This window comes from Microvirga sp. GN3 (assembly GCF_055792825.1).
On the sequence record NZ_JBVVAK010000002.1, the window covers coordinates 109,982 to 122,803 of the forward strand.

Sequence of the window (12,822 nt, forward strand, 5' to 3'; positions counted from 1 at the left end):
GTGGAGGGGCCCGAAACCTTAAGGTACAATCGTACCAGTTCCTAGATTGCCTCGGTCACGCGCAAGATGGGATCACGCGCTTCCTTCGTAGGCCCCTGGACGCTCGCAGAGCAATCCCACCCGGCTACCTCGCCCATCAAAGTCGTTGCCAGCCCTGCGTGCAAGCGCGGTTCTCCTGGCAGGTTTCGATGGACCGCACGCTACTCGACGCCGACTGCTCGTCTGCCTTCACCAGTAACTGTGCTCCCTGCCTTATCGACTGATCAGCAACATCATCTGCCGTCGGGCTGTGCGCTTGTTGTCTTGAGACTGGCTCACCCGCAATCGGCGCGGTGCGCTGTTCTCACCTCATTCTTATTCGCGGGGATATAGCGCATATCTATCGGGATAGATTCAATATCCCTGAAGACTGAGAGTCTATCCCTACGCTGGCGCCAGACTCGGTCGCCCGAGTGGTATTCGTCCTCAAGCACCGCAAGACAGCGGCAGATGATCCATCTGAGAAATGGCAGAGGGGGCGACGATGGCTGAAACGACGTTCAAGTATGTTTATCAGGTCCAAGTCACGGGCACACAAGGCACTACAGTAACTCAAGTTACGACTAGCAAGAAAAATCTCTTCAACACAGATGGAACTTCTGCCACAATCACCGAAGTTAGCAGTTATTCCGGTGACGACCTTAACGAACTAAAAGGCACTTCCGATACGTTCACTTACCATCAAGGCTCCCAGACATACGATGGTACATACGTCGGCAAGGCTTCAGGTGGATTTGTTGCCAAAATCGGCGATTCATATTACTTGTTCACGGGCAGTGAAATAAAGTCCGCAAGTGACCAGCCGTTTGCTATTAGTGACAGCCGACAAGTCATCTGCTTCCTGCCGGGTACGCAGATCGCAACTCCTGCCGGTGAAGTCTCTGTTGAGATTCTGCAGCGTGGCGACTTGGTCAAGACGGCCGACGGTCGGACAATTCCCGTGCGCTGGATTGGCCGTCAGACCATCTCAACTCTCTTCGCTGATCCCGTGCGCGTTCTGCCGATCTGCATCAAGGCCGGAGCTCTGGCCGAGAACGTTCCCTCGCGCGATCTCTACGTCTCGCCCGACCATGCCATCCTGGTTGATGACATCCTGGTTCATGCCAGTGCGCTGGTGAACGGCACCTCGATCGTGCGCGCTCCCGCACCTGCTGAGACGTTCACTTATTATCACGTCGAGGTCGCCGATCACTCGCTGCTGCTCGCCGACAACGTCCCAGCTGAAAGCTTCATCGACAACGTCGACCGGCTCGCCTTCGACAACTGGGACGAGCACGAGGGCCTGGGTGACGAGACCGCGCCGCTGGTCGAGATGGCCTATCCGCGCGCCAAGGCAGCCCGGCAGGTCCCTGTGGCAATCCGGGAGCGCCTTGCCGCACGAGGCCAAGCCCTGTTCGGTACTGTGGCAACGAAAGCCGCGTAATCGCTGCGCGCACCATAAACAGCACGGGAGTGGATCGGTTAGCGGACCCACTCCCCGCAACCCAGCAGGTCTGTCTTTCCGCCAGTCATGGTTGCCTGCTCCACGCCCACAGGCATGCCGCGGAGGCAACTGACGAGGTGCAACCCCGCTTCAGCCGTGCAACGTGCTCCAATCGATCCTGTAGCGTCCGTTTGGCGGAACGAAGCCAACACGAGTTTCGGCGAGAGCACAACCATCGCGAATCTGTCAGCCACCTCCTCTTCACGCTCGTGCAACGACTGCGTCCGATCGACTGCAGCAGCGGCGGCCACGAGCAACAATCGATCAAGTCAGTGAGTATTGGGACAACGCCGGCTATGAGCTTCGTAGGCCGAATGAATGGATGGCAGCAGCTATGGTTGCTTGTTAGTACTTTAAGCTTCGTGTCTCTTGGGTTGGTTTATCCGCTGACGATGGTTTATCGCAGCAACCCAGGGCAGGAAGCTTATAGACAAGTGCTTCTCAAGGAGCTTAGATCGGAGAAGTGCGAACCCTACATTAATCAGCCCATTGCTGAATTACGGGAGCCGCCAACTTCCCTCTATGGGGTGGATTGCAGTGCAATCTATTTCGGCAGGACGGCAGGCAGCCTGGATATTCGCCCGTATTCGATCGAGGCGTATGACGCTGAGCAATCCGCCCGAAAGTTGGACGATTTTTATCCACTGATGGCGATCTTTAGCTGTTCAATGTTGGCTGCATCAGCATTGCTGTATGCACTCGGCCTTGGCATTGCGTGGATCAGGAGCAGGTTCAACCAAACAGCATAGGCCCAAATGCCTTTTCGACTTTTGGCGGAAGGCTAGCTGGAGTCCAGCCTTGCCACTTAGGTGTTACAGGCTCTACCGATTGTGAGAGCGAAACTAATGACAGCTTATTTGCGCTCCATCGGTCCTTTGACCGAACCACGAGTCAGCGGTAGCTTAATGAGATGAGTGGGACAGCCATTGCCTCCCACGGGCTTACCGGTGAGCTGAAGGATCGACGGCCGGAGGACTTGAGCCCCCAGGCTCTAACTACCCTCATCAACAACGTGCCGGGCGTCATTTACACGGCCGATCCCACATCACCATGGTTGCCAACCCTGATCAGCGACGGCGCCAAGGACCTAACAGGCTACCCCGCCGACGAATTCACCAGCGGGCGGGTCGCCTGGGCCGGGATCATCCTCCCGGAGGATCTGGAAAAGCTGCAGCGTGCGGTCCTACGAGCTTGCGAGAGCCGCCATCTGTTCTCGGTCGACTACCGGATCATGACCCGCGACGGCAAGGTGCGATGGGTTCGGGACCGCGGCCGGTTCGTGTACGATCAGACGGGCGAACCTTTCACCCTGGAAGGCTTCATCAGCGATCTGACCGACCAAAGGCGGGCTGAGGCGTGCGCCGAATGGGTAATTTTCCACGACACCCTCACGCAGCTCCCCAACCGGGAGCTGTTTCAAAAGGTTCTCAACACAGCATTTGCGCAGTGCGATCAAGATGCAAACGTCGGATTACTGCTCCTGGATGTGGATCATCTCAAACAGGTTAACGACGCCCTAGGCCATGATGCCGGCGATCTAGTACTTCGAACGGCTGCACATCGGTTGCGATCCATCATTGGAAGCAACGATGCCGTGGCGCGCGTCGGTGGGGATGAGTTTGCAATCATCCTGCCCCATGTCACCTCCGACCAGGACCTGAGAACCGTCGCTCAAGATGTCCTTGACCAGCTCGCAGAGCCCTTCTCCTACAAATGCCATATGCTGGATTGCTGTGCTAGCATTGGGGCGAGTCGCCTACCGGCAAATGCGCGCGACACATCAGACCTCTTGCGACAAGCGGGCATTGCGCTTGATGTCGCAAAGGCTAAGGGGCGGTGCGCCACTGTTGTGTACGCACCCGCCATGTGTGCGGACGTGGAGCATCGCGCGAGGATGCTCAGCAATGCGCGCGGGGCCATCACCGAGCGGCGCATCACGCCGCATTATCAGCCGAAGGTTTGTCTCGGCTCCGGCCGGCTCACCGGCTTTGAGGCTCTGCTTCGCTGGCGCAACCTGCAGGGTCACATGGAAGCCCCAGTCACTCTCCAGGCCGCGTTCGAGGATGCCCGTCTGGCATCGGGGATCGGACGTCAGGTGCTGACAGCTGTGATCGAGGACATTCGGGACTGGTTGGATGCTGGTGTCGATTTCGGTCGTGTGGCGATCAATGCATCGGCCGCAGAGTTCCAGAGCGGTCGCTTCGCCGAGCAGGTGCTTGAAAGCCTCAGAGCGGCGGGCGTTCCGACGCACTGCCTGGAGCTCGAGGTCACGGAGACCGTGTTCCTCGGCCACAGTGCTGAGGATGTTGCCCAAGCGCTCAGAACCCTGAGTTCCGAAGGAATCAGCATCGCGTTGGATGATTTCGGAACCGGCTATGCGTCTCTTCTGCACCTTAGGCAGCACCCGGTCGACGTCATCAAGATTGAACAATCGTTTATCCGCAACCTGTCGAGCAGTTCCGAGGACGCGGCGATCCTGGCGGCGGTTCTGGATCTCGGGACAAACCTCAATCTTACAACGGTGGCCGAAGGAATCGAGAGTCCCGCGCAGGCCGCGTACCTCCGGGCAGCAGGCTGCGATCAAGGGCAAGGATTTCTGTTCGGCAAGCCCGTTCCACGGAACTCCATTGTTGATCTGATTGCGTCATGGGAACCGCACCTGTAGCACTCTTTCGGCCCAACGTGTTCCTGTGCAACGGCGTGGGACAAACTTAGCGTCTTACAAGCTTCGAAGGTGATGCTTCGGAACCAGCAGTAAGCGGGCATCCCGAACTCCAAGCGGGCTGATCCCATCCAGGGAGTGTGTTCCTGTTGGCGACGCCCGCTTGTGACTAAGCCGCCGGAGAACCACCGCTACGGAGCCCGCGCTGTGGCCGGTTATGCTCGAAACAGCCATCCTTATTAAAATGGGGTTATTGGGTAGCCATCGAACGTCAGAGCTGAGTATCAAGACTATCAAGCAAGAAAAAGTCATCGTGACCGTTGAAGCACAAGAAAAATCGCTTGAAATTGACCGCTGTCCCTCACCGTAGTCGCAAAACGGTATTCTCGTAAAACTGGTCCAATCGAACAAGGATGAGCGACACTCAGGGAGCAACTGGAGGCCATGTGCGAAGCCAGAATATGCCCTCCTATGTCTACGTAGCTTAAGAAATCTTACTTTGAAGCGCTTTTAAGGAAGCGAATTTCATCCCGATCTCAAAGCTCTAGCACCTGTTTTAGAATACCTCTGATTTTCTCCTAACCCCTTGATCAGACTTAATTCTTTCAGATATCTCATCAGGACTGTCCGCGGGAATTCTCCCGGTCTTGGGCATTCGATTGATCTGCCGAAGATACTCGCCCTCAGCACCTCCACGGAGACTCTGGAAGCGCGCATCACATCGGGCAGTCGCTCGCCAGCATGAGGAGAATGAGTTCATGGGCATGAGCACCTGGAATGAGCCTGGGTTTGCAGCTGGCAGCATCTTCGCCTGTCTGGCCCTGCTCCTGCCTTTCAGTGGGACGGCCCTTGCTCAGGACAATGCGACGGCCTCAAGCCCCTTGCGCATCGAGTTGAACAAGATCGAGGCTTCGGGAGAAAGCTGCGGGACCTACTTCCTCATCGACAATCAAAAGGGCGAGAACTGGAAATCCCTGAAGCTAGATCTGTTTGCTCTCGACACCGATGGCGTGGCCGCCAAAAGGCTCGCTGTCGAGGTCGGCCCGGTGCCTCGCCGCAAGACCCTCATCAAGCTCTTCGATTTTCCCGGACTGAACTGCTCGCGCTTCGGACGTGTTCTCCTCAACGATGTCCTTACATGCGAAGGCGCAACCAGTGCGCGGGAGGATTGCCTGTCTGCGATTGAGACGGTCTCCAAGATCGACACTGTATCCTTTGTGAAGTGAGATTGCCATCATGAACGAGGCCATGCCTGCAACAACACATGACATGTCCTTCCTCGGCCTGTTCCTGCAAGCCGATCCGATCGTCAAGAGTGTCATGATCCTGCTCGTTCTGGCGTCTCTCGGCTGCTGGACGATCGTCTTCGAGAAGCTTCTGCGCTTCAGAAATGTCCGTCGTCAGGCTCGCGCTTTCGAAGCTGCGGCCCGTTCGGGTGACAGGCTTCATCCGCAGATGGCCGGGGCCACCGGCCGGATTGTTGCGGCAGGCCATGAGGCCTGGCGCGATCAGGACGTCTCCGAGAGCCGCGCGGAGCGGCGGGAACGCATCGAGCGCGCCATGCGAGCTGCGCTCTCCGTCGATATGCGCCAGCTTCAGATCGGATTGCCCTTTCTAGCCACCATAGGCTCAGCCGCGCCCTTTATCGGTCTGTTCGGCACGGTCTGGGGTATCATGAACTCATTCTCCGCCATTGCCGCGAGCCAGGACACGAGCCTCTCCGTTGTGGCGCCCGGCATTGCAGAAGCCTTGTTCGCAACGGCCATTGGCCTCGTGGCCGCCATTCCGGCCGTGATCGCCTACAACAAATTGACAACCGATCTCGGCCGCCTGCAGCAATCCTTTGCTGCAGGCATTACCGCGCTCGGCGACCGTCTGGCGCGTGACCGCAAACCCCACGTTCGAGCAGAGGCTGCCGAATAATGGGTATGGGACCAATCTGGGCGCAGGATACGGACGACGAGTTCGGGGCTGTCCCCCTATCTGAGATCAACGTCACGCCGCTCGTGGACGTGATGCTCGTTCTGCTCATTATCTTCATGGTGGCCGCGCCACTCATGACTGTCGGCGTACCTGTGCAGTTGCCGAAAACGGCCGCCCCGAAAGTGGCGCAACCGAAACAACCGGTCGTGGTTACCATCGATGCACAGGGTCAGCTGTTCCTCGACAAGGAACCCCTTGCACCTGAGACCATGATGCCGCGCCTGCGGCAACTTGCAAGCGTGGATCCGAGCCAGGTTGTCCTGGTCCGCGGCGACAAGGCCGTTCCGTACGGCCGCATCATCGAGATCGTGGGCCAAATCAATGCCGCAGGCTTCAGCAAGGTGTCCCTGATCGCACAGGCCCCGAGCGGATCGGCCGCGCAATAGTACCTGTAGCAGATCCGATGTCCGTTCAAAGCATAAGATCGATCCAGGAGCCCAGCCGCCTCGGCATTGCCTTCATCACGGCGCTCATCCTGCACGGAGCCGCATTGACGGCCGTGACCCTCTGGCCGTCCGATACCACGGACACGCCGGGCGAGCAGGAGGTCACCATCAATCTCGCTCCCGCCATGGAAGAGCTCGTGTCGGTGGCGCCATCGCTTGAGCAATCCCAGGAAGTGCCGCCTGTTGAGACGGAGCCGCTGCCTGTCGAGGCAGAAACCGTCGACGAACAGCCTCCTGAGGAGATCATCGAGGAGCAGCCTCAGGAAGTGACCGAAGCGGTGCCTATTGAAGCGGAGCCGGTCGAACAGGAGACGACGCAGGCGGAGGCTGTTATCCTTCCACCGCCTGAAACTGTGGTCGCCAAACCTCTCGAGGAACCGCCTCCGCCCAAGCCTGAGAAGAAGCCTCCTCCGAAGCCGGTGGAGCGTAAGCCTCCTCCACGCCGGACGGTTGCGGAACAGAAGCCGTTTCCATCGGACGCGCGCCAAGGGCAAGCTTCAGCCTCTCGGGAAAATATGAGCGGTCAGGCAGCTTCGGCTGATCCGAACGCACGTAATCGCTATCTGGCCAGTCTTGTGGCTTCGTTACGTACTCGCCTGCGCTATCCAGACGTCGCACGCAACCAAGGCGTCACGGGTGTCGCAACCGTGCGGTTCTCCATGGACCGGTCCGGCCGCATCGTCAGCGCGTCTCTCGTGCGGAGCGCAGGCCATGCAGCCCTCGATCAGGCTGCGCTTGCTGCGGCAAGCCCTGGGTCATCCCTGCCACCCATACCGGACTTCATCCCGCAATCGACGTTCACCGTGCCGCTACGCTTTAACCTGCGTTGAGCCCAGGTCTGACCTGTCATAGCGAACTTGACGGTCGTCGGATCGAGGCTACCCTGTCCCCGTTGCACCAGCCATCGTCTTCGACATCGAAATGCGATGGCGTGAGACGCAGTTTGCGACAGGGAGAAGCGTCATGGCCGAGAAGGCTTTCGCCTCGACTGGGGACACGGCCGCTAAGACGGTGTCGTTCACGGAAATCGGGCCGGATCTGTATGCCTATACGGCCGAAGGCGATCCGAACTCCGGCATCATCGTCGGTGACGATGGCTGCATGGTCATCGATGCCCAGGCCACGCCCGCCATGGCCGAGGACGTGATCGCTCGCGTCCGTACCGTCACCGACAAGCCGATCAAGTATGTCGTGCTCTCGCACTATCATGCCGTGCGCGTGCTCGGTGCCTCGGCCTACCAGGCGCAGGGCATCATCGCGTCGAATGCCACCTACGATCTCATCGTCGAGCGCGGCGAGCAGGATAAGGCCTCCGAGATCGGCCGCTTCCCGCGCCTGTTCCGCGGCGAGAGCAGCATCCCGGAAGGCCTGACCTGGCCGACACTGACCTTCGAGAGCGGCCTGTCCGTGTTCCTCGGCAAGCGCGAGGTCAAGCTGTTCCACCTCGGCGCCGGCCACACGGCGGGCGATATCGTCGCCTGGGTGCCGGATGCCAAGGTGATGTTTACCGGCGATCTGGTGGAATATCACTCCGCTTGCTATTGCGGCGACGCTCACTTGCGCGAATGGCCGCAGACGCTTGATGCGATCCTGGACTTCCAGCCCAAGGCGATTGCGCCGGGACGTGGCGACGCTTTGCAGGGAGAGCAGCAGGTACGTGAGGCGGTGGCGATGACGCGCGACTTCGTCACCAGCCTGTATGGGGCGGCCGAGCTGTCGGTGGCGCGAGGCCACTCCTTGAAGGAGAGCTTTGCGGCCACGCGCGAGGTGATGGATCCGAAGTTCGGCGACTTCGCTATCTATGAGCACTGCCTGCCATTCAATGTCTCGCGTGCCTTCGACGAGGCCTCCGGCATCGACCATCCCGTCATCTGGACCGCCGAACGCGATCGCGAGATGTGGGCCGCCCTGCAAAGTTAAAGCAGGCGATCGCGAGGAAACGGACACGCCATGAACACCCGCAAAATCCTCTACCAGTACGGCTATCGCCGCAGCGCGGACCAGGATCGCCCCACCCCGGCCCGACATCCTGTCACCGTCGTCGGCGCGGGTCCTGTCGGCCTTTGCACCGCCATCGACTTGGCACAGCGCGGTGTGCCCGTAGTGCTGCTGGACGATGCGGATCGCATCGGGGAAGGATCGCGTGGCATCTGCTATGCCAAGCGAACACTCGAGATCCTCGACCGGCTCGGTGTTGCCGAAACCTGTCTCGAGAAAGGCGTGACCTGGAAGCTTGGAAAAGTGTTTCAGCGCGACGACCAGCTTTATGACTTCGATCTGCTGCCCGAGGCTGGGCACAAGATGCCGGCCTTTATCAACCTGCAGCAGTATTATCTTGAACATGCGCTCGTAGAGCGCGCCGCAGAGCTGCCCAATCTCGACCTCCGCTGGCGCAATAAGGTGAACGGTCTCAAACGCCGCAACGATGGTGTGGCGCTGATCATCGAGACACCTGAAGGCTCCTACGATCTCGATGCGGATTGGGTGGTGGCAGCCGACGGAGCCCGCTCCGCCGTACGAGGAATGCTCGGGCTCGACTTCCAGGGTGAGGTTTTCGAGGATCGATTCCTCATCGCGGATGTGAAGATGAAAGGTGACTTCCCACCCGAGCGCTGGTTCTGGTTCGATCCGCCGTTTCATGAAGGCCGCTCCGCCCTCCTTCACAAGCAGCCGGACGATGTCTGGCGCATCGACCTTCAGCTCGGGCCCGAGGCCGATGCAAAGGCCGAGCAGGCGCCGGAGCGTGTGATTCCCCGGCTACGGCAGATGTTGGGACATGAGGATTTTTCGCTCGAATGGGTGTCGGTCTACACGTTCCAGTGCCGGCGCCTGGAGCGCTTCGTGCATGGCCGTGTGGTCTTTACCGGCGACGCAGCGCACCAGGTTTCACCTTTCGGCGCGCGCGGCGCGAATTCCGGCATTCAGGATGCGGAGAACCTTGCCTGGAAGCTCGCGCTCGTCGCCAAGGGGGAAGCACCGGAGAGCCTGATCGACAGCTACGATCTCGAACGTTCGGCAGCGGCCGACGAGAATATCGGACATTCGACCCGCTCGACGGATTTCATCGCTCCCCGCTCGGCTCAAGAACTGCGGTTTCGCGATGCGATTCTTGCTCTCGCGCGTCACGCACCCTTCGCCAAGCGGATGGTGAATTCCGGCAGACTTTCGATGCCCTCGACCTATGAGACGTCTCTGTCGACCCCAGATGAAGGCGCTTGGTCCGGCTCCGCTCGCCTCGGCGCGCCCTTACCGGATGCCCCGATGCGCAACAGCCGCGGTCAGCCGGTGTGGCTGCTCGAGGCACTGGGCGGCGAGGAGACCCTCATCCATGTACAAAGCGTAGAACCTCGGCCAACGGGCGCTCGTGTTCTCGTCATCGGGGAAGACCTCATCGATGCGGAAGGCGTCTTCACTCAACGTTTCGACGCTACACCTGGCAGTACCTATCTCGTGCGTCCCGATCAGCATCTTGCAGCACGGTGGAGGCACGCGACAGCGCCGCTGATTGAGCGCGCGTCGCGCCGCCTGAGGGGTTTCGAGGGAGAGCACGCATGAGCACACTCGTCACCGAAAGCCGCTTTCCCGATCCGGATCGCGCCTACCGTGCGCTGATCGAGGCTCATCGTGGATTGTCGGATGAGGAGAGTGCCGCGCTCAACTCTTCCCTCGTGCTGGTCCTTGCCAATCACATCGGCGATCACGCTGTGCTTCAGGAGGCTCTCGTGCTTGCGAAGCAGAGCATGGATCAGACGAAATCCACGTCGGGCTGATGCGAAAGGCTGATCACTCGATGCCGAGATAGGCCGCCTTGATCTGGGGATCGGCAAGCAATGCTGAGCCCGCTCCGCTATAGGCGACCTTGCCGGTCTCCAGCACATAGCCGCGATCCGCAATCGCGAGAGCCGCGCTGGCATTCTGCTCGACGAGCAGCACCGTGATGCCATCCTTCTTGAGAGAAACGATGGCCTCCAGAATCTGATCGACGAGGAGCGGCGACAGGCCAAGCGACGGCTCGTCCAGCAGCAGAAGTTTGGGACGGCCCATGAGCGCGCGGCCGATGGCCAGCATCTGTTGCTGACCGCCCGACAATCCACCGGCCAGAAGCTGCCTTTTCTCGGCGAGAACCGGGAACATGCCAAAAATGCGGTCGCGATCCTGATCGATCTCCCTGTCGCGCCGTCGATAGGCGCCGAGCCGCAGATTGTCCTCGACCGTCAGCGGCCCGAACACCTGCCGGCCCTCCGGCGACTGTGTGATGCCGAGCTCCACCCTCTGATGAGGCGGCAGACGGTCGATGCGCTGTCCCTTGAAGCGGATCTCGCCGCCGGTCATCGGCTGAACGCCCGAGAGCGTGCGCAGCAGCGTGGTCTTGCCCGCTCCGTTCGAGCCGACCAGCGCGACGATCTCGCCCGTCTGAACGTCAAGATCGATGCCCTTGAGCACCTCGATCCGGCCATAGGCGCTGCGCAGATTCGCAACCTCAAGCACGGGCAGCCTCCCGTGCGCCGTGTTGTCCCAGATAAGCCTCAAGGACCCTTGGATCATCGCGTACCTCCCGCGGTGTTCCCTCGGCCAACGGGCGCCCGCGCTCGAGCACAAGGATCCTGTCGGAGATCTTCATCACGAGCTTCATGTCGTGTTCGACGAGAACGACGGCGACGCCTCTGTCGGCGACTTGTTTGATCAGGTGATCGATCTCCTCGGTCTCTACCGCATTGCAGCCAGCGGCGGGCTCGTCGAGCAGAAGCACACGCGGCTCTGCCGCGAGAGCGCGGGCAATCTCGAGACGCTTGCAGGCGCCGTACGGCAACGACCCGGCCGGAACGTCCGCGACCTCCTTCAAGCCCACATCGGCAAGAAGATCGAGCGCTGCGGTTCGCGTCTCGCGGTTCTGACGTGTGACGGAAGGGGTTCTGAACAGGGCCGGAAGAAGACTGCACTTTTCCTGCAGGTGGCGCCCCACCATCACGTTCTCGCAGGCGGTCATGCGCTGGAAGATCTGCAGGTTCTGGAAGGTCCGGGAGAGCCCGCGCGCGGCAAGCTTGTGAGGGGCAAGCCCCGTCACATCGTCGTCGACGAGATGGATCGACCCGCGGTTCGCGGCATAGACGCCGGATACGATATTGAAGAGAGTGGTCTTGCCCGCCCCGTTCGGGCCGATAATCGACAGGATCTGCCCGGGATCGACCGAGAAGCTTACACCATCGACAGCCTTCACGCCGCCGAAGGAAATGCCGATATCCGTTGCCTTCAGGATGCTCATGAGCGTGCCCTCCGGAAGACCAGAGCCGAGAGACTCAGCACGATGCCGTTGCGCATGAAGATCATCGCCACGATGATGATGAGGCCGAGAAGAAGATGCTCGTATTCCTGAAAGATCGTCAGTGCCTGCGGAAGCGACACGAGCACGGCGGCGCCGACGATGCTGCCGACCACGGATCCAAGACCGCCCAGCACCACCATGGTGACGAGTTCCACCGAATGCAGGAAGCCCGCCTGATCCGGGTTGATGAAGCCATTCATGAACGCGAGAGCGGAACCGGCCAGCGAAGCGTAGACGGCAGCGATCACAAAGGCCTGCAGCTTGAAGCGCGCCACATCGACGCCGACCACCTGTGCAGCCACCTCGCTGTCGTGCAGCGCGCGAAAGGCACGACCCGTCGGAGTCTCGTCGAGATTGAGGGCGACCCAGGTTCCGATGAGCAGGAGAACGCCCGTCACCCAGTACCATGTATAGGATCCGCTGACCCGCCAGCCGAAGAGAGACAATCTCTCGACCGGCATGCCATCCGGTCCGCCGGTCCAGCGGCTTTCCGTCGTGATGACGAGAGCGACCAGAACGCCGAGGCCCAAGGTGGCGATGGCGAGATAATGCCCTTTCAGACGCAGGATCGGGCGCCCCACCAGATAAGCAAGAGCAGCCGAGAGAACCGCCCCGATGAGAAGCGCGACCCACGGAGGAATGGCGAAATGAGTCGGCCCGATGGCGACCGCATAAGCGCCGATACCGAAGAACGCTGCGTGCCCCAGGCTGACCTGACCCGCCTGTCCCATGAGAATGTTGAGGCCGATGGCGGCCAGCGCCGACACCCATACGAGCGAGGCCACACGGAAATAGTAGCTCGACGGAAAGACGAGCGGGAGAGCGGCGATCACGACCGCCAGCACGACGAGCGTGATGGAACGTTGGTTGACGAGAGCACGCATTC

General features: G+C 60.2%; 13 protein-coding genes. 10 read left to right on the forward strand and 3 right to left on the reverse strand.

Annotation, left to right across the window (positions count from 1 at the left end; all coding sequences use genetic code 11):
* Nucleotides 1-523: 523 nt before the first annotated feature.
* The 10 genes from ACS5Q1_RS01550 (at nt 524) to ACS5Q1_RS01595 (ending at nt 10,383) form a co-directional block, all read left to right on the forward strand.
* Nucleotides 524-1,462 carry a Hint domain-containing protein gene (locus tag ACS5Q1_RS01550; RefSeq protein ID WP_473096543.1) on the forward strand — a complete coding sequence of 313 codons (939 nt, stop codon included), beginning with the start codon at nt 524-526 and terminating at the stop codon, nt 1,460-1,462.
* Between the two features lie 374 nt (nt 1,463-1,836).
* Nucleotides 1,837-2,271 carry a hypothetical protein gene (locus ACS5Q1_RS01555; protein ID WP_473096545.1) on the forward strand — a complete coding sequence of 145 codons (435 nt, stop codon included), beginning with the start codon at nt 1,837-1,839 and terminating at the stop codon, nt 2,269-2,271.
* 161 nt (nt 2,272-2,432) lie between these two features.
* Nucleotides 2,433-4,187, forward strand: coding sequence for a putative bifunctional diguanylate cyclase/phosphodiesterase (locus ACS5Q1_RS01560; RefSeq protein WP_473096546.1), 1,755 nt, complete (start codon nt 2,433-2,435; stop codon nt 4,185-4,187).
* Between the two features lie 755 nt (nt 4,188-4,942).
* Nucleotides 4,943-5,410 carry a Tat pathway signal protein gene (locus tag ACS5Q1_RS01565; RefSeq protein ID WP_473096547.1) on the forward strand — a complete coding sequence of 156 codons (468 nt, stop codon included), beginning with the start codon at nt 4,943-4,945 and terminating at the stop codon, nt 5,408-5,410.
* A 22-nt stretch (nt 5,411-5,432) separates the two neighbouring features.
* A complete protein-coding gene (locus tag ACS5Q1_RS01570; protein WP_473096548.1) occupies nt 5,433-6,107 on the forward strand; it encodes a MotA/TolQ/ExbB proton channel family protein in 675 nt (224 codons plus the stop codon).
* A complete protein-coding gene (locus ACS5Q1_RS01575; protein ID WP_473096549.1) occupies nt 6,107-6,553 on the forward strand; it encodes an ExbD/TolR family protein in 447 nt (148 codons plus the stop codon). The genes ACS5Q1_RS01570 and ACS5Q1_RS01575 overlap by 1 nt, the downstream gene beginning before the upstream one ends.
* Before the next feature lie 17 nt (nt 6,554-6,570).
* Nucleotides 6,571-7,443 carry a TonB family protein gene (locus tag ACS5Q1_RS01580; protein WP_473096550.1) on the forward strand — a complete coding sequence of 291 codons (873 nt, stop codon included), beginning with the start codon at nt 6,571-6,573 and terminating at the stop codon, nt 7,441-7,443.
* Between the two features lie 133 nt (nt 7,444-7,576).
* Nucleotides 7,577-8,533 carry an MBL fold metallo-hydrolase gene (locus ACS5Q1_RS01585; protein ID WP_473096551.1) on the forward strand — a complete coding sequence of 319 codons (957 nt, stop codon included), beginning with the start codon at nt 7,577-7,579 and terminating at the stop codon, nt 8,531-8,533.
* A gap of 30 nt (nt 8,534-8,563) precedes the next feature.
* Nucleotides 8,564-10,168 carry an FAD-dependent oxidoreductase gene (locus tag ACS5Q1_RS01590; protein WP_473096552.1) on the forward strand — a complete coding sequence of 535 codons (1,605 nt, stop codon included), beginning with the start codon at nt 8,564-8,566 and terminating at the stop codon, nt 10,166-10,168.
* Nucleotides 10,165-10,383: a DUF2783 domain-containing protein gene (locus ACS5Q1_RS01595; RefSeq protein ID WP_473096553.1), complete on the forward strand. Its 219-nt coding sequence runs from the start codon at nt 10,165-10,167 to the stop codon at nt 10,381-10,383. Before ACS5Q1_RS01590 ends, ACS5Q1_RS01595 begins: the two co-directional genes overlap by 4 nt.
* Nucleotides 10,384-10,396: 13 nt before the next feature.
* Here the strand turns inward: ACS5Q1_RS01595 and ACS5Q1_RS01600 are convergent, their stop codons facing one another.
* The 3 genes from ACS5Q1_RS01600 to ACS5Q1_RS01610 are packed head-to-tail and all read right to left on the reverse strand — an operon-like array spanning nt 10,397 to nt 12,820.
* Complete coding sequence (locus tag ACS5Q1_RS01600) at nt 10,397-11,101, reverse strand: ABC transporter ATP-binding protein (RefSeq protein ID WP_473096554.1); 705 nt, start codon at nt 11,099-11,101, stop codon at nt 10,397-10,399.
* Nucleotides 11,094-11,876, reverse strand: coding sequence for an ABC transporter ATP-binding protein (locus ACS5Q1_RS01605; RefSeq protein ID WP_473096555.1), 783 nt, complete (start codon nt 11,874-11,876; stop codon nt 11,094-11,096). Before ACS5Q1_RS01605 ends, ACS5Q1_RS01600 begins: the two co-directional genes overlap by 8 nt.
* Nucleotides 11,873-12,820: a branched-chain amino acid ABC transporter permease gene (locus tag ACS5Q1_RS01610; RefSeq protein WP_473096556.1), complete on the reverse strand. Its 948-nt coding sequence runs from the start codon at nt 12,818-12,820 to the stop codon at nt 11,873-11,875. The genes ACS5Q1_RS01605 and ACS5Q1_RS01610 overlap by 4 nt, the downstream gene beginning before the upstream one ends.
* Nucleotides 12,821-12,822 lie beyond the last annotated feature (2 nt).